At 38.6% G+C, this 16,921-nt stretch carries 15 protein-coding genes; 5 read left to right on the plus strand and 10 right to left on the minus strand.

The genetic code is table 11. The annotated features are described in order from the left end of the window. Positions 1 to 32 precede the first annotated feature (32 nt). A complete protein-coding gene (locus tag ABD005_RS02950; protein ID WP_215978751.1) occupies positions 33 to 497 on the plus strand; it encodes a chemotaxis protein CheX in 465 nt (154 codons plus the stop codon). A gap of 125 nt (positions 498 to 622) precedes the next feature. Here ABD005_RS02950 and ABD005_RS02955 read toward each other — a convergent pair whose 3' ends face one another. From ABD005_RS02955 to ABD005_RS02975, 5 genes are all read right to left on the minus strand, one after another. Beyond that, complete coding sequence (locus ABD005_RS02955) at positions 623 to 1,258, minus strand: flavin prenyltransferase UbiX (protein WP_343814782.1); 636 nt, start codon at positions 1,256 to 1,258, stop codon at positions 623 to 625. Positions 1,259 to 1,332: 74 nt separating this feature from the next. Next, positions 1,333 to 1,833 carry a peptide deformylase gene (def, locus tag ABD005_RS02960; protein WP_343814785.1) on the minus strand — a complete coding sequence of 167 codons (501 nt, stop codon included), beginning with the start codon at positions 1,831 to 1,833 and terminating at the stop codon, positions 1,333 to 1,335. Between the two features lie 52 nt (positions 1,834 to 1,885). Then, positions 1,886 to 3,286 (minus strand): UDP-N-acetylmuramate:L-alanyl-gamma-D-glutamyl-meso-diaminopimelate ligase, encoded by a 1,401-nt coding sequence (mpl, locus tag ABD005_RS02965; protein ID WP_343814787.1) that lies wholly within the window; start codon positions 3,284 to 3,286, stop codon positions 1,886 to 1,888. 201 nt (positions 3,287 to 3,487) lie between these two features. Beyond that, complete coding sequence (locus ABD005_RS02970; protein WP_343814789.1) at positions 3,488 to 4,552, minus strand: DUF481 domain-containing protein; 1,065 nt, start codon at positions 4,550 to 4,552, stop codon at positions 3,488 to 3,490. Between the two features lie 83 nt (positions 4,553 to 4,635). Further along, a complete protein-coding gene (locus ABD005_RS02975) occupies positions 4,636 to 5,760 on the minus strand; it encodes a DUF481 domain-containing protein (protein WP_343814791.1) in 1,125 nt (374 codons plus the stop codon). Between the two features lie 471 nt (positions 5,761 to 6,231). Between ABD005_RS02975 and glnA the strand changes: the two genes are divergently transcribed. The 4 genes from glnA (at position 6,232) to glnG (ending at position 11,049) form a co-directional block, all read left to right on the plus strand. Beyond that, complete coding sequence (gene glnA, locus ABD005_RS02980) at positions 6,232 to 7,638, plus strand: glutamate--ammonia ligase (RefSeq protein WP_215978745.1); 1,407 nt, start codon at positions 6,232 to 6,234, stop codon at positions 7,636 to 7,638. Between the two features lie 185 nt (positions 7,639 to 7,823). Then, positions 7,824 to 8,345 carry a DUF4124 domain-containing protein gene (locus tag ABD005_RS02985; RefSeq protein WP_343814794.1) on the plus strand — a complete coding sequence of 174 codons (522 nt, stop codon included), beginning with the start codon at positions 7,824 to 7,826 and terminating at the stop codon, positions 8,343 to 8,345. A gap of 185 nt (positions 8,346 to 8,530) precedes the next feature. Further along, positions 8,531 to 9,640, plus strand: a complete 1,110-nt coding sequence (gene glnL / locus ABD005_RS02990; RefSeq protein WP_215978743.1) for a nitrogen regulation protein NR(II) — start codon at positions 8,531 to 8,533, stop codon at positions 9,638 to 9,640. Positions 9,641 to 9,642: 2 nt separating this feature from the next. Beyond that, positions 9,643 to 11,049 carry a nitrogen regulation protein NR(I) gene (gene glnG, locus ABD005_RS02995; RefSeq protein WP_343814798.1) on the plus strand — a complete coding sequence of 469 codons (1,407 nt, stop codon included), beginning with the start codon at positions 9,643 to 9,645 and terminating at the stop codon, positions 11,047 to 11,049. A 34-nt stretch (positions 11,050 to 11,083) separates the two neighbouring features. On the opposite strand, the gene ABD005_RS03000 is transcribed toward glnG, so the two are convergent. The 5 genes from ABD005_RS03000 to rpsG all read right to left on the minus strand — a co-directional run bounded on the left by ABD005_RS03000 (position 11,084) and on the right by rpsG (position 16,806). Continuing rightward, the gene (locus tag ABD005_RS03000) at positions 11,084 to 11,473 is read right to left on the minus strand and encodes a MerC domain-containing protein (RefSeq protein ID WP_215978741.1); all 390 of its coding nucleotides are present in this window, start codon (positions 11,471 to 11,473) and stop codon (positions 11,084 to 11,086) included. Between the two features lie 108 nt (positions 11,474 to 11,581). Further along, positions 11,582 to 12,571, minus strand: coding sequence for an elongation factor P--(R)-beta-lysine ligase (gene epmA, locus ABD005_RS03005; RefSeq protein WP_343814802.1), 990 nt, complete (start codon positions 12,569 to 12,571; stop codon positions 11,582 to 11,584). A 164-nt stretch (positions 12,572 to 12,735) separates the two neighbouring features. Continuing rightward, entirely contained in the window at positions 12,736 to 13,920 is a 1,185-nt protein-coding gene (tuf, locus tag ABD005_RS03010; protein ID WP_343814806.1) for an elongation factor Tu, read from the minus strand. 100 nt (positions 13,921 to 14,020) lie between these two features. Further along, on the minus strand, positions 14,021 to 16,120 hold the full coding sequence (fusA, locus tag ABD005_RS03015) for an elongation factor G (protein WP_215980496.1): 2,100 nt from the start codon (positions 16,118 to 16,120) through the stop codon (positions 14,021 to 14,023). 212 nt (positions 16,121 to 16,332) lie between these two features. Beyond that, positions 16,333 to 16,806, minus strand: a complete 474-nt coding sequence (gene rpsG / locus ABD005_RS03020) for a 30S ribosomal protein S7 (RefSeq protein ID WP_215980495.1) — start codon at positions 16,804 to 16,806, stop codon at positions 16,333 to 16,335. Positions 16,807 to 16,921: the final 115 nt, after the last annotated feature.

Raw genomic sequence — 16,921 nt, forward strand, 5'->3', positions numbered from 1 at the left:
AACTAAACAGCTAATAAGGCTTGGAAAGCTTCATGAATGTAGAGTTTATAAATCCATTTTTATCTTCAATGCTAAATGTAATGTCAACAATGGCGCAAATGGAGTTAACTCCAGAAAAACCTAAGCTTAAAAAGAATGAAGTAGCTATGGGTGACGTATCTGGATTAATTGGCATGGTCAGTCCACAAGCGAAAGGCTCCTTATCAATTACATTTGATACCCCTTTAGCCTTAGCAACCATGAAAGGCATGGTTGGCGAAGCTCCTGATGAAGTAAATGAAGAGATAACCGATTTAGTCGGCGAAATTACCAATATGGTAACTGGTGGCGCTAAGCGTATGCTCAGTGAAAAGGGTATAGAGTTTGATATGGCAACCCCTATTGTTGTTTCAGGTAATAAGCATATGATTCATCATAAAGCGAAAGGGCCTATTGTTATCATCCCTTTAAAGTCGGAGTTTGGTAAAGCGTATATAGAATTTAGCTTCGACGAGTAATTTTTAACCTCTTAGTAAATAAGCTTTTAACAGATAAATTCTTAAGTACCTTTCGATAATCACGAATAAAAAAGGCATTACAGTGTAATGCCTTTTTTGCTATCAAATACAGTTCAAATAATTACCTACCGATAACCCCACCTTGGCATAATGGTTTGCGGTATCTCGAGATGATCGAGTATCCGACCTACCATAAAGTCAGTTAAATCATTTATAGACTCAGCTTTATGATAAAAACCAGGCGAGGCAGGCATGATTGTCACGTTTTGCTGCGATAGACTAAGCATATTTTGTAAATGCAATGTTGAAAATGGTGTTTCCCTTACCACTAAAATTAACTGACCACGCTCTTTAATAACCACATCGGCAGCACGTTCAATTAAATTATCACTCATACCGTGACTAATAGCGGCAACGGTACCAGTAGAGCACGGACAAACCACCATTTTTTTGGGTGCTGCTGAACCCGAAGCTACAGGCGAAAACCACTGTTCTTTACCAAAAACGGTAATTTGCCCTACTTTCGCTTGATATTTTTCAGTTAAAAACGCACTTGCTTTCTCCGGCGATGACGGTATTTTTACGCCTACCTCCGTATCAAGCACAATACGTCCAGCGCTAGAGCACAGTACATAAAGTCGGTAATTAGCCGCGACTAAGCATTCAAGTAGGCGTAAGGCGTAGCCCGCACCAGAAGCCCCCGTAATAGCTAAGGTAATTGTGCCATTAAAGGTTTGTTCATCTGCTATTAAGTTACTCATGGTTTATTCAACTCGTTACCTGACTAGTCATTACGCTAATTAATCACTTAGTGTGTTATAAAAAATATCGGTTTTTATGACGCTTTAATAGTTTTTTTTACTTTCTTCAACGCCATTTGTTTTTTAAGTGGTGATAAGTAATCAATAAACAAAGTGCCTTGTAAGTGATCTATTTCATGTTGCATCACAATGGCAAGAAACTCATCACTAGTTACTGTTATTTCTTTAGCGTCTCGGTCTAACGCGCTTACTGTAACTTTGCTAAAGCGCTCAACGTCAGCATAATAACCCGGTACAGAAAGACAACCTTCTTGACCTTTTGCTTTTTCTTCGCCACTCACAATAACAGGGTTCACTAAGACCAACGGTTCATCTCGACCTTCTGAAATATCAATAACCACTACAGCCTCACTACGTCCTACTTGAGTTGCCGCTAAGCCAATACCGTCATCAGTATCGTACATGGTTTCTAATAAGTCATCGATAAGACCTTGAATAGCCGTTACATCACTTACAGGTTTGGCCTGTTGAATTAATCTTTCATCAGGGGCGGTTAATATTGTTAATACGGCCATGGTTTAAGCTCTCTTGTCTATCTGGTTAATCTGGTTAATCTGGTTAATCTGGTTAATCATTATGCTGCTGTAAACTAGTTATTAATTTTTCATGAATGCCTTCAAAGCCGCCATTACTCATAATAACAATAATATCGCCAGCCTGTGCTTCTTGGGTGATATTGTGAATTAATGCCATTAATGAATTTTCAACAAGACAAGGTGGCTGACATTGCGCAATTAAATCGGTTACTGGCCAGCTTAATGGCTCACCTTGATAAATATAAACATAATCGGCCTGCGCTAGTGACTTAGGTAAAGTGTCTTTGTGAATGCCTGATTTCATAGTGTTTGAGCGAGGCTCTAATACCGCTAAAATACGGCCTGATTTTTGACCTTGCTTGCTCTGACTCGCTAATTTAGCTTTAACGCCAGCTAAGGTACGCTCAATCGCGGTAGGGTGATGAGCAAAGTCATCATAAACAGCAATATCGTTAATAATACCGCGTAATTCGAAACGCCTTTTAGTGTTAACAAACTCAGCCAAAGCCTCAATGGCAATATGCGCTGGTACTCCTGCATGTCGAGCCGCAGCAATAGCCATTAAGCCGTTATCAATATTAAAGTCGCCCATTAAATTCCATAAGACGGTGCCTTGCACGACACCATTAAAAGACACTGTAAATTCACTGCCTTCTTCGGTGAGCTTGTTAGCTTGCCAGCCTGATTCAACATTGCTCATTTCTGTTGGTGTCCAGCAGCCCATAGCTAAAGTTTCCTCTATCGCGACATCATTTGCTGGCGATAATATCAAACCATTACTCGGAACCATGCGCATTAAATGATGGAACTGGCGTTGAATATCGCTTAAATCATTAAAGATATCTGCGTGATCAAACTCAAGGTTATTAATGACCAGCGTACGCGGTCGGTAATGTACAAATTTAGAGCGTTTATCAAAAAAAGCACTATCATATTCATCAGCTTCTATGACAAAGAAAGGAGCATTACCTAAGCGTGCAGAGCTAGTGAAATTTTGAGGTACGCCGCCAATTAAAAAGCCTGGCGCGAGTTGCGCATATTCTAAAATCCACGCCAGCATACTACTAGTGGTCGTTTTTCCATGGGTACCTGATACTGCTAATACCCAGCGATCTTTTAACACATTTTCTAATAACCATTGCGGACCTGAAATATAGGGAATATTACGATCAAGCATATATTCAACCATAGGGTTACCACGAGACATGGCATTGCCAACAATAACCAAATCAATATCATCAGAAAAGTTATCTGGGTGATAACCTGAGTTTAAATGAATACCAAGCTGCTCTAACTGAGTGCTCATTGGCGGATAAACGTTAGCATCAGAGCCACTTACCGTAAAACCCAGTTCCTTGGCAATAGCGGCAATTCCGCCCATAAATGTGCCGCAAATCCCTAAAATATGAAGATGTAATGTGCTGTTTGACATGGTGTAATTAAGCTTTATTGATTAATAGAAATGTTTGAGTTGTACGATTTATAAAATATACAGAGTAATAACAACCTAAAAGCTATCATACAGTGACTATAATACCTGAATTCACTAGCTGATTTAAGGCTTATTTAGGTTCAGTATATTAGACGTTGCACTGTGATAACAAAAATACGAGTTTAAATACTTAATTAACCTTTAGTAAAAATTGTAACCAATACTCATATAAAGTTGATAGTCATTAGGCTCTGGTTTTACAGAGTCAACACTTACAACGGGATGAGCGACACGGTCAAAATACAACATAATGTCAAGTTCAAAATCATCAGTGAACTCAAATTCAAAACCTGTTTTTAAATGGCTGTTCCGCTTTCCCGATTCTTCTTCAACGAACTGAATACTATAGTCAAAAATAAAGTCAGTGCGACTTGATACCGTATATTCGACTAAGGTGCTTAACGCTAGCACTGCACTTTTTTGATCGGCTTGCGCAGCGCTTTGCTCGTATGAGGTTATCTGAAAACTAGGACCTGCTGTAACATCCCACTGTAAGCGTTTATTATCAACAACATGGTAACCTATACTAGTACCTAAGCTATTTCGTGCTTGTATATTTTGCTGAAAATCACTCATATATTCATAGTCAAATAAGCGGAAAAATATTTGACTATTGTAAAACCAATCGAGCGAGCTAGTTACACGGCTAGCATCGATAATAGGCTGGTCGTTGGTATTAATGGTTTGTTTACTATAGTTATAGGTAGCTTCTGTTTTGAAGCGTGTGTAAGGAGTACTTCTTTGTGCCACAGCACTAAAAAGGTAATCTAGTTGATTGACGTTACCTGAGCTGATATCGAGGCCAAGACTAATCTCTACATCCCATAGTTCACGTCGACTATCTGCCGCAGATGTAATTGACATAAGTTCACTTAATGGAAATTTACGCTCGGTACCATTACTAATTAAAGTGACTTCATTACTATGAACAATTAAAAAGCCTTTAACCACTTCGCCATTAGCAAAACGAATATTTTGATCATAGCGACTACGTAGTTCGCTAACATCTTCCCAATCGAAAGTTTCTAAGCCAAACTCATCGCTATCGAACTCAAGCTCATCATCATACATAGAGATGATATCGCCTTTTAGCCATTCGTCAGACTTAAGCTTTAACCAGTCATGTTTCTGTAAAAAAACAGGTGTCGGTTTTTCCCATGCGGGTAATGTTTCTTTTTCTTGTGCTGATAAATTATCAATTGGCAAAAAACTGATAAAGAGTAGAAAGAATAATATAAATCGGTGCATAATGATTAAGTAAGGACTTTTAAAGTATCTACAGGTAAATTTTAAAAGTCATAACCTAAACTTACCACTAAACGATAGTCATTTTGCTCAGGTAGTACACCACCAGCATCCGCTTTCGGTTTTTGAGTTCTATCAACATAAAATGTTAAATCTAAGTCAAAATCATTAGTTAGATCAATTTCGATGCCTGTTTCTACATGGTGAATGTACTTACCAGAGTCTTCACTGACAATTTGTATGTCATAAGAAAAGTCATAATCGATATCACTAGTGATTTCATAACTAAAATCTGTGCCTAGAGTTAAGCCAAGTGAAGTGTCGCTTCGGCTCTCGCCAGCTTGCACTTCTTTAAAGTATGTTACCTGATAACTAGGACCCGCATTAATGTCCCATGAAATAGTACTACTATCAATTAAGTGATAACCCATAGCAATACCGTATCGTATACGGTAATCAATATTGAGAAACTCATCACTTAGTAATTCAAAATCAACAGCTCGAAAGTATACTTTAGGATCAAAAAACCAGTCATAAGTCGATGTAAGTCGATGACTATTTGCCGTTATATTGTCTACGTTAGTTTCTTTATCTTTATATTTACTATAGTTAGCGGTGTAATCAGTTTGAAACCGTCCGCTTGAACTGCGTCGCTGCACGCCAGCTTTAAAAGTGTAATCAAGCTGAACAGTATTACCGCGGCGTAAATTAAAACCTAAATTAGCGTAGCCATCCCATAGATCGCCCTCATTTTTGCTTGAACCAGCAATAGACAAAATATCGTTAAGCTTATAATGTTTAACCGTGCCGTTGCTCTCAATACTCACTTGTCCCTCTTTCATCATGAGGTAACCATCAACAATAGTGCCATCAACTAAGCGAATGCTTTGCCAGTGTTTGCTTCGTAGTTCACTAACATCTTCCCAATCAATGGTTTGTGAATCAAGCTTATCACTGTCAAACTCAAGCTCTTCATCATACATAGAGATGATATCGCCCTTTAACCATTCATTTGAAGTAAGCTTTACCCAATCAAATTTTGGTTTAGCATGACTTTTCACTTCTGCCGTAAGCTCTGTCTTTTTTATTTTTTGATCATTACTTAATACACAATCACTATAAAAAGTTGTTGTGATAAATATCAAAGACGTTAACGTTAATTTGTTCATAACACATTCCACATGACTAATATAAGAGTCGATTTATGTACATGGCACTCTGACTATTTTGCTTTGTAGAATATGCCATTATCGTCAACAATATTCTAGGGTAGTTCTCAATTCACTACAGTATTTCTGATATTTTTCATTACTTCGACATAGTTAACATGTTTACAAGTAAATAATTAGAGGAAATGATGTAAATTTATCTTATAGTGATATAGCCAACACAAAAAACGCACCAAAAAGACACGTAAACACACTACATTGCACCAAAAAGGCGCATAAAGTATAGATGGGAAATACTCATCCCCTATAAACAGGGGGTTTTAGTCTTGGCATGATTTTAGCTTTACCAAAAGCAATATCATAGATAGTGATGTAATGGCGTAAATAATACTTCATTAACAAACAATAAATTATCTATATAACAGTTAACTATATTTTTATACAAAACTAACCGCACTGGAGAAAGACAATATGTCACAAGCAGTTTTTGATTTAATTAAAGAATACGATGTAAAATTTGTTGATTTACGTTTCACTGATTCAAAAGGTAAAGAACAACACGTTTCTATTCCTCATCATCAAGTAAATGAAGATTTCTTTGAAGACGGAAAAATGTTTGATGGTTCATCAATTCAAGGTTGGAAAGGCATTGATGAGTCTGACATGGTGATGATGCCAGATGCAGACAGCGCAATTTTAGACCCATTTGCAGAAGCAGTAACATTAAACATTCGTTGTGATATTTTAGAGCCAAGCACAATGCAAGGTTACAGTCGCGACCCGCGTTCTGTAGCTAAACGCGCTGAAGAATATTTACGTAGCACAGGTATTGCTGACACAGTATTAATTGGTCCAGAGCCTGAATTCTTCTTATTTGATGATGTACGTTTTAGTACTGATATGAGCGGTTCTTTCTACAAAATTGATGACAAAGAAGCAGCTTGGAACTCAGGTACTGAGTACGAAGAAGGCAACATGGGTCACCGTCCAGGCGTTAAAGGCGGCTACTTCCCAACGTCACCAGTAGATTCATCACAAGATTTACGTTCAGCTATGTGTTTAGTAATGGAAGACATGGGCTTAGTTGTTGAAGCGCATCACCATGAAGTAGCAACAGCAGGTCAAAATGAAATCGCTTGTCGCTTTAACACTATGGTTAAAAAAGCTGATGAAGTTCAAATTTACAAGTATGTTGTACATAACGTAGCTCACGCTTACGGTAAAACAGCTACCTTTATGCCTAAGCCATTAGTTGGCGATAATGGTTCAGGTATGCATGTTCACCAATCTCTAGCAAAAGACGGTGTTAACTTATTCGCTGGTGATAAGTACGGCGGTTTATCTGAAATGGCGCTTTACTACATTGGTGGTATCATCAAGCATGCTAAAGCATTAAACGCATTTACTAACCCTTCAACTAACTCGTACAAACGTTTAGTACCTCATTTTGAAGCACCAGTAATGCTTGCATACTCTGCACGTAACCGTTCAGCGTCTATTCGTATTCCAATTGTTCCATCACCAAAAGCAATGCGTATCGAAGCTCGTTTCCCTGATCCAGCAGCTAACCCTTACTTAGCATTTACTGCTTTATTAATGGCTGGCCTTGACGGTATTAAAAACAAAATCCACCCTGGCGATGCTATGGATAAAGATTTATATGACTTACCAGCGGAAGAAGCAGCATCAATTCCTCAAGTAGCAACATCACTTGAAGATGCACTTCAAAGCTTAGAAGCAGATTATGAGTTCTTAACTGCTGGTGGCGTTATGGATAAAGACATGATTGATGCATACATTGCTATTAAGCGTGAAGAGTCACAATTAGTTAACATGACAACTCACCCATTAGAGTTTGAACTATACTACAGCGTATAATCGTTCAAATATTTAATGATAAAGCTCACTTCGGTGAGCTTTTTTTTTACCCAAATATTGTGGTAAAACCAGATAAATAAAGAAAATTTTTTTTGTATTAGTTTTAGTTATATACTTAAATTAAATGGCGTTGCTACTTTACGTCATCACAATCGAATTATTTTTAATGCACAAGGATCATATCATTGCTTACACTCAGGCTATTGCTACTTACATTATTAGTGTTTATTTTTGCAATACCTGCATATTCAGCGACGACTAAAATTTACGTATGGCGCAATGAGCAAGGAGCATTAGTATTTTCTGATACTCCACACCCTGGTGCCGAAGAGGTAAAGAAGACCCAATCTAACATTGTTAACTCCTCTGGTATTGAAACTAAAGAACTTGATATTAAGCCTGAAGTTATCACCGAAACTTACTCCCTTGTTATTAAGTCTCCACAAGACAATGCCACCATCCGCGATAATACGGGCTCACTCTATGTCAGTGGCGCAGTTATACCTAAATTCAAATTAGGCTACACAGTACAACTATATTTAGACAATAAACCACACCAAAAGCCACAAAAAACAGCCATATTCTCGTTGCAGAATGTCGACCGTGGCGAACATAAAATTAAAATGGAACTACTTGATGATAAGGGCAAGATTATTGCATCGTCTAAGCCAGTTACGTTTTATATGCACAGAGCTACTGTGAATTAATATCACTACTCGCGCTATTATTTAAAAAGTTACGACACAATCACTTGTAGATACAAGCCTATAGTCATCGTACCAAAAACTTTAAATTTAATTAAATAACGCTGCAAATAAAACCTTTCTTTAGTAAACTAACAAATGCACCATATTGGTGCGACATTAACTTAGCTCGATATGGAAGCTTAAGCATGTATAACCGTAGCGATATTCAAAAGCAAAAATTAATATACCAGCAAGCACTCGCCAGCCAGTTAATCACTGCTGTAATTATTTTAAATGACCAACTCCGTATCGTTTATGTTAACCCTGCTGCAGAGGCTTTATTAATTAAGAGTTTGTATCGACTTTATGGAACAACCACCGAATTAATTTTTGCCAATACCAGCATTAATGCCAAACGCTTACAACAATTACTAAATACTGGGCAAGAGTTTACAGATAGTGATGTAGTAATAACCTTAAATAAAAGTCACCGCTTTACTGCTGAACTAACTGCATCACCTGTTGAGTTTGAGAACTCCCCTCATGTCCTCCTTGAATTAAAACAAATAGACCATCAAAAACAGATCAGTTTAGAAGTATTCCAACAACAGCAATGGATTGCCGGTCGAGACTTAATAAAAGGTTTAGCCCATGAGATCAAAAACCCCTTAGGAGGCCTTAGAGGGGCAGCCCAATTATTAAGTAAAGAAATAGGCATTGAACAGCAAGAATACACCTCAATGATTATTGAGCAAGCTGATAGGCTTACCAACCTAGTTGACCGTCTTTTAGGGCCAAATCAACTACCTCAAATCCATGCTCAAAATATTCATAGTGTGTTAGAGAAAGTTTGCCAACTTGTAGACTACTCGCATGATACTTCGGTTAATTTAAAACGCGATTATGACCCTTCTATTCCTTTAGTTGAGTGTGATCATGAAAAACTACAGCAAGCATTATTAAATATAGTCAACAACGCTATTCAGGCTATAGATAAAGAAAATAGCATTACTCTAAAAACTCGTATAGCAAGTAACATCACCATTAACGGCAAGCGTGTAAAGCTAGCCGTTGAAATCAGTATTATTGATGATGGCCCAGGCATACCCAGTAAGATTCAAGATACTTTATTCTACCCTATGGTTTCGGGACGCTCTAATGGCACAGGTTTAGGGCTATCAATAGCACAAACACTAATTAACCAACATCACGGTAAACTTTCATGCCATAGCCAACCTGGCCATACTGAATTTATGATTGTATTACCACTAAAACAGCCCGCGTCGAAAGACATCAATACACGTGAAGAGAAATAACAATGATCACAGAGCAAGTATGGATAGTAGATGATGACAGTTCTATTCGATGGGTTTTAGAAAAATCCCTCGCTAATGCACATATTAGCTGTGCCTCTTTTCAGAATGCTAATGACTTACTCACTGCACTTGATCATGGTCAACCCGATATCATCATTTCTGATATTCGCATGCCTAATATAGACGGTATGGAGTTACTAAAAACAATCAGTGAAGAATATCAGCATATTCCCGTTATTATTATGACCGCGCACTCCGACCTTGATAGCGCAGTAAATGCTTATCAAGGAGGCGCATTTGAATACTTACCTAAGCCTTTTGATATTGATGATGCTATTAGTTTAACTCAGCGAGCATTAGCGCATGCTAAAGAACAGAGTGCAAAGAAAAGTCAACAAGACAATAACTCCCTTTCTACAGGGCTTATTGGTGAAGCGCCAGCAATGCAAGAGGTATTTAGAGCAATAGGCCGTCTATCACGTTCAAGTATTAGCGTTCTAATTAATGGTGAGTCTGGCACGGGTAAAGAATTAGTAGCACACGCTCTGCACTTACATAGTCCTCGCTCTAATGAGCCATTTATTCCTTTAAATATGGCTGCAATCCCTAAAGACTTAATCGAATCTGAGCTTTTTGGGCATGAAAAAGGCGCATTCACTGGTGCTAACGCTATTCGCCATGGCCGCTTTGAACAGGCTCATAACGGTACACTATTTCTAGATGAAATAGGCGATATGCCTTTAGATATTCAAACTCGATTACTCAGGGTGTTATCTGATGGTCAATTTTATCGTGTTGGTGGACATGTTCCGGTAAAAGTTGATGTCCGTATTATTGCTGCTACGCATCAAAACCTAGAGGAGCAGGTGAAAAATGGCGGCTTCCGTGATGATCTTTTTCATCGCCTCAATGTCATTCGAATACAATTACCAAGTTTAAGAGAACGCAAAGAAGATATTGCACAATTGACCCACCACTTTTTAAAGCATGCCGCAATTGAGCTAGATGTTGAAGTAAAAACTGTTAGCAAAAAAGCTGCTGAACATTTACAAAACTTTAGCTGGCCGGGTAATGTAAGGCAACTAGAAAATACTTGTCGATTTTTAACCGTCATGGCCAGCGGTCAAGAAATATTACTAGAAGATTTACCCAATGAATTAACTGAGAAGGCCGAAATAACAACTGAGCAGCAACATTCATGGCAAAGCGCACTACGTTGCTGGGTCGATAAAGAGTTAGCACAAGGGAAAACCGCCATAATAGAGCAAGCACAGTATGAATTTGAAAAAATAATGCTCGAACAGGCGCTTGCTTTTACCCAAGGACGTAAGCAAGAAGCCGCTAAAAAATTAGGCTGGGGTAGAAATACATTAACAAGAAAGCTGAAAGATTTTGAAGTAAGTGAATAGCTTTACTGAGGGAGAGTCAGCTTACAGCTTTCTTCTACTGTTCACTTGTTGTTGTACATTCATCGTCACATTGCTTGCAGTCATTGCACAACTTAATATTCAAAAAATGTGCAATAATGATAAGGCTAGCGCCAGAAAAAATAAAGTATGGCTCTAAGCTTTCTGAGAAGTCATGCTTCATCCAGTATATTGCGACACCAAGGTATAACAAATAAAACGGATATAATTTTTTGTGATAACGCTTAAAACCTGAAAATAAAGCAACTGTACCTAATGCAGCAGTCATTAATAAGAAAATATGTTCCCAAGTGTGATCAGCTAAAAAGCTCAAACCCATTAAGGGTAACACGGGTAATAAAACAGGCAAAAGAATGCAATGTAATGCACATAATGAGGTTGCTGTTATACCAATTCTATCTAACATTATTTTTCCAATATGAATAAATTATTCGCCACTTACGAACATTGATATAATATCACAGTTGATACACTATAACATTAGCTAAATATCAAACTAATGCAAATATTTTACCTACGCTCGGGAAATAGGAAAACTTAATACGTCGGCAATATCTTCAGCGCCTAAAGCAAGCATCACTAAACGGTCAACACCTAAAGCAACTCCCGCACAGTTAGGAAAGCCTTGTTCTAATGCCGCAATAAAGTTTTTATCTATGGGTTTCGTGTCTAATGCAAGTGTACTTCGCTTTAAGTTATCATGCTCAAATCGGCTTTGCTGCTGTTTAGCGTCAGTTAGCTCATTGAAACCATTCGCGAGCTCAACCCCTTTAAAATAACACTCAAAGCGCTCAGCAACTCTTGAGTCACCCGTAGATATCTTTGCCAATGAAGCCTGAGAACGTGGAAAATCATAAATAAAACATGGCGAAGTCAAACCAATCGTCGGCTCTATAATTTCACTAAAAATAAACTGCAATAATAGATCGTTATCGTCATCTTTTTGGCTATCTTCAATTAACCAATCACTTAACTTACCCTTTTTCTCTAGTAAAGAAAGTAAAGCTTGTTGAGTGGTATTAAGAGGGTCGATAGCTACCACTTTTTCAAAAATCGCTTGGTAACTAAAATATACTGGCTTGGCACAACCTAAAATATCAATCAGTAACGCTTCAACTTCCGCCATTAATTTGAAATGATCAAAGCCGACACGATACCATTCCAACATGGTAAATTCAGGGTTATGATGTCTCCCCATTTCTTCATGACGAAAAGCCTTAGCTATTTGATAAATGCAACCATAGCCTGAAGCAAGTAAGCGCTTCATATGAAATTCAGGTGAAGTTTGCAAATACAAGCACCTAGCCTGATCAGGTAAGCTATCCCCATCATAGTTATATTCGCAGCTTAAGGCATCTAAATACACATCTGTAACCGTCCCCTGTGAAAGTGCAGGTGTTTCAACCTCAGTAACATTACGCTCGCTAAAAAAGTTTCTGATCTGTTGTAATATTTCTGATCGTTTTTTAGCATTCTCCCAAGACAGGGTTGTTTGCCAACTCATAATACTCCCCTTTTTACACCCAAATGACTGTCGCTTTAAAATACCTGTATTCACAAGATCAAAAAAGGTCGCATAAGCGACCTTTTTACAAGTATTAATAAACTAATTGTTAGGTACAGTGTTAGTAAAGGACTAACAGCAGCCTAACGTAAATTAGTTATCAATTAGGCGATGATTGAAGAAACAACACCAGCACCAACAGTACGACCACCTTCACGGATTGCGAAGCGTAAACCTTCGTCCATCGCTACTGGGTTGATTAGCTCAACAACAAACTTCAAGTTGTCGCCTGGCATTACCATTTCTACACCTTCTGGAAGCTCTACTGAACCAGTAATATCCGTTGTACGGAAGTAGAACTGTGGACGGTAGCCTTTGAAGAATGGCGTATGACGACCACCTTCATCTTTAGAAAGTACGTATACTTCTGATTCAAACTTAGTATGTGGGTTGATTGAACCAGGTTGTGCTAATACTTGACCACGTTCTACGTCTTCACGCTTAAGACCACGTAAAAGTACACCACAGTTCTCGCCTGCACGACCTTCGTCAAGAAGCTTACGGAACATTTCAACACCTGTACAAGTTGATTTTTGTGTATCACGGATACCAACAACTTCTACTTCGTCACCAACTTTAACAATACCACGTTCAACACGACCTGTTACAACAGTACCACGGCCTGAGATTGAGAAAACGTCTTCGATAGGCATGATGAATGCACCGTCGATTGCACGCTCTGGCTCTGGAATGTAAGTATCTAAAGCGTTAGCTAATTCGATTACTTTTTCTTCCCACTTCGCTTCACCTTGAAGTGCGCCTAATGCTGAACCTTGAATTACTGGTAAGTCATCACCTGGGAATTCGTATTCAGAAAGAAGTTCACGAACTTCCATTTCTACTAATTCTAATAATTCTTCGTCGTCAACCATGTCACATTTGTTCATGAAAACGATGATGAAAGGAACACCAACTTGACGAGAAAGTAAGATGTGCTCACGTGTTTGTGGCATTGGACCATCTGTAGCAGCAACTACTAAGATAGCGCCATCCATTTGTGCAGCACCAGTGATCATGTTTTTGATGTAATCGGCGTGACCAGGACAATCTACGTGTGCGTAGTGACGTGTTTCTGTATCGTATTCGATGTGAGAAGTATTGATTGTAATACCACGCTCACGCTCTTCTGGAGCATTATCGATTTGTGCGAAATCACGAACTTCACCACCGTGAACTTTAGTTAATACCGCAGAGATAGCGGCTGTTAAAGTTGTTTTACCGTGATCGACGTGACCGATAGTACCAACGTTTACGTGTGGTTTATTACGTTCAAATTTTTCTTTAGCCATTTTTCAATTACCTTTAAGTTTAGTTTACTAATAAAGTAAAAGGCGCAGTCAAAACGACCTTGCCAGATATAAAAATTAAATATTCTTTTTTATAAAAACCCTAACGAGTTTCCATAATTTTTTGTGCTACTTGTTTTGAAGTTTCATTATATTGTTGAAACTCCATAGAGTAAGATGCGCGACCTTGCGTAGCACTACGCAAGTCAGTAGCATAGCCAAACATCTCGGCTAATGGCACTAATGCATTTACTATTTTCAAACCTGCTGGTCCTTCATCCATACCATCGATCATGCCGCGACGACGATTTAAATCGCCAACAACATCACCCATGTTAGCTTCAGGTGTAGTAACTTCAACTTTCATCATTGGCTCTAAAATAACAGGGTCTGCTTCAAGCACGCCCTTTCTAAAACCCATTGATGCGGCAACTTTAAATGCCATTTCGTTAGAGTCAACATCATGAAAAGAGCCATCATAAAGCGTTGCTTTAATGTCAAGTAATGGAAAACCAGCTAATACGCCGCTTTCCATTTGCTCTTTACAGCCCTTCTCAACCGCAGGAATATATTCTTTAGGTACTGCGCCACCAACAACTTCGTTGACGAACTCAAAACCAGCGCCTTCTTCACGAGGCTCTAACTTCAACCAAACATGACCATATTGCCCTTTACCGCCTGATTGACGTACAAATTTTCCTTCAACTTCAACTGTCTTACGAATAGTTTCTCGATAAGACACTTGAGGGTTACCTACATTACATTCCACGCTAAACTCACGTTTCATGCGTTCAACAAGAATATCTAAATGTAGTTCACCCATGCCAGAAATAATAGTCTGACCTGTTTCATCATCAGTTGTTACTCTAAATGATGGATCTTCCGCGGCAAGTTTGCCTAACGCTATAGCCATTTTTTCTTGGGCTGCTAATGTTCTAGGTTCAACTGCTACAGAGATTACTGGTTCAGGGAATTCCATACGTTCTAATGTAATTACATGACCTGCGTCACATAAAGTATCACCTGTGGTGACATCTTTCAAACCGATAGCAGCGGCAATATCACCAGCACGTACTTCTTTAATTTCTTGTCTGTCGTTAGCATGCATTTGAACGATACGTCCAAAGCGTTCTTTTTTGCCTTTAACCGGGTTATAAACACTATCACCCGTTTGTACTACTCCCGAATAAACGCGGAAGAAAGTTAAAGTCCCTACAAAAGGGTCTGTTGCAATTTTAAAGGCTAACGCAGCAAACGGCGCGTTATCATCAGCAGGTCGAGTACCTTCTGTTTCATCTTTATCGTCATTGATACCTGTGATTGCCGCAACTTCAGTTGGTGATGGTAAATATTCAATTACCGCATCAAGTACTGCTTGTACGCCTTTATTCTTAAAGGCGCTACCACAACTACATAAAATTATTTCATTCGCTAATGTACGAGCACGTAAGCCTACTTTAATCTCGGCTTCTGATAACTCACCTTCTTCAAGGTATTTTTCCATTAACTCATCATTGGCTTCTGCCGCTTCTGAAACTAAGTTCTCACGCCATTCTTCGGCAAGATCTTGCATATCAGCTGGAATATCTTCATAAGTAAAAGTCATCCCTTGATCACTTTCAGTCCAGTTGATCGCTTTCATTTTTACGAGGTCAACAACGCCTTCAAACTCATCTTCTGAGCCTATCGCTAAATGCATAGGAACTGCATTAGCACCTAAGCGAGTTTTTAACTGTTCAACTACCGATAAAAAGTTAGCACCTGTTCGGTCCATTTTATTAACAAAAACCATGCGAGGAACAGCGTATTTCTCCATTTGTCGCCAAACAGTTTCAGTTTGTGGCTGTACACCAGAGGAGCCACATAACACCAATACCGCGCCATCGAGTACACGTAAAGAACGTTCTACTTCAATAGTGAAATCAACGTGTCCTGGAGTATCAATAATATTGATGCGATGATCATCAAATTGACCTTCCATTCCTTTCCAAAAACAGGTTGTTGCAGCAGACGTAATAGTAATACCACGTTCTTGTTCTTGTTCCATCCAGTCCATGGTGGCTGCACCATCATGCACTTCACCAATTTTATGAGAAAGGCCTGTATAGAACAAAACGCGTTCTGTGGTTGTCGTTTTACCGGCATCTACGTGCGCACAAATACCGATATTACGATAGCGCTCTATAGGGGTGATACGAGCCAAATTGATATCCTCAATACTAAATTTAGTAATTATGTAGTTCTATTAAGTAAATATTCGTTAATACAATTATTTACTTAATAGAGCTGAGCTAATGTTTATTCATTAACCAGTTAAATAGCCAACACTATAAAAGAGTATGGCTAGCAAGAGTAACTCTTGCTAGCCATTTATTAGCTTTACAGCCAATAACACTTTCGTTCAATACTGCTATCTTACCAGCGGTAGTGAGCGAATGCTTTGTTAGCTTCAGCCATACGGTGAACGTCTTCACGTTTCTTAACCGCTGAACCTTTGCTGTCAGACGCATCTAACATTTCGTTAGCTAGGCGCTGAGCCATTGATTTTTCACCACGTTTACGAGCTGCATCAACTAACCAACGCATGGCTAGAGCATTACGACGAACTGGACGAACTTCAACTGGAACTTGATAAGTAGAACCACCAACACGACGAGATTTAACCTCAACTTGTGGACGGATGTTATCTAAAGCAATTTCGAAAAGCTCTAAGTGAGTTTTTTCGCTATTCTTTTCAGTTAAAATGTCTAATGCACCGTATACAATTTTTTCTGCAGTAGATTTCTTACCATCAACCATAAGGATGTTGATGAATTTTGCTAAAAGTTCGTTATGGAACTTAGGATCTGGCAATATTTTACGTTGCCCTACGACGCGTCTTCTTGGCATCTTAATTCTCCGTAGTATTCAGGATAAATCCAAAATATATAAATTTAAAAAATTTGTTAATTTGGCCTTACTTAACGTTTCGTGACTCTAACCTTAAGGGTAGAGAAAGGAAAAC

Origin of the sequence: Colwellia asteriadis (assembly GCF_039523295.1) — a bacterium.
GTDB lineage: Bacteria > Pseudomonadota > Gammaproteobacteria > Enterobacterales > Alteromonadaceae > Colwellia > Colwellia asteriadis.

What these genes read in the sequence shown, in the direction of transcription:
- ABD005_RS02950 (WP_215978751.1), top strand. Translation starts at nt 33, where the DNA reads ATGAATGTAGAGTTTATAAATCCATTTTTATCTTCAATGCTAAATGTA.
- ABD005_RS02955 (WP_343814782.1), bottom strand. Translation starts at nt 1,258, where the DNA reads ATGAGTAACTTAATAGCAGATGAACAAACCTTTAATGGCACAATTACC.
- def (WP_343814785.1), bottom strand. Translation starts at nt 1,833, where the DNA reads ATGGCCGTATTAACAATATTAACCGCCCCTGATGAAAGATTAATTCAA.
- mpl (WP_343814787.1), bottom strand. Translation starts at nt 3,286, where the DNA reads ATGTCAAACAGCACATTACATCTTCATATTTTAGGGATTTGCGGCACA.
- ABD005_RS02975 (WP_343814791.1), bottom strand. Translation starts at nt 5,760, where the DNA reads ATGAACAAATTAACGTTAACGTCTTTGATATTTATCACAACAACTTTT.
- glnA (WP_215978745.1), top strand. Translation starts at nt 6,232, where the DNA reads ATGTCACAAGCAGTTTTTGATTTAATTAAAGAATACGATGTAAAATTT.
- glnL (WP_215978743.1), top strand. Translation starts at nt 8,531, where the DNA reads ATGTATAACCGTAGCGATATTCAAAAGCAAAAATTAATATACCAGCAA.
- glnG (WP_343814798.1), top strand. Translation starts at nt 9,643, where the DNA reads ATGATCACAGAGCAAGTATGGATAGTAGATGATGACAGTTCTATTCGA.
- ABD005_RS03000 (WP_215978741.1), bottom strand. Translation starts at nt 11,473, where the DNA reads ATGTTAGATAGAATTGGTATAACAGCAACCTCATTATGTGCATTACAT.
- epmA (WP_343814802.1), bottom strand. Translation starts at nt 12,571, where the DNA reads ATGAGTTGGCAAACAACCCTGTCTTGGGAGAATGCTAAAAAACGATCA.
- tuf (WP_343814806.1), bottom strand. Translation starts at nt 13,920, where the DNA reads ATGGCTAAAGAAAAATTTGAACGTAATAAACCACACGTAAACGTTGGT.
- rpsG (WP_215980495.1), bottom strand. Translation starts at nt 16,806, where the DNA reads ATGCCAAGAAGACGCGTCGTAGGGCAACGTAAAATATTGCCAGATCCT.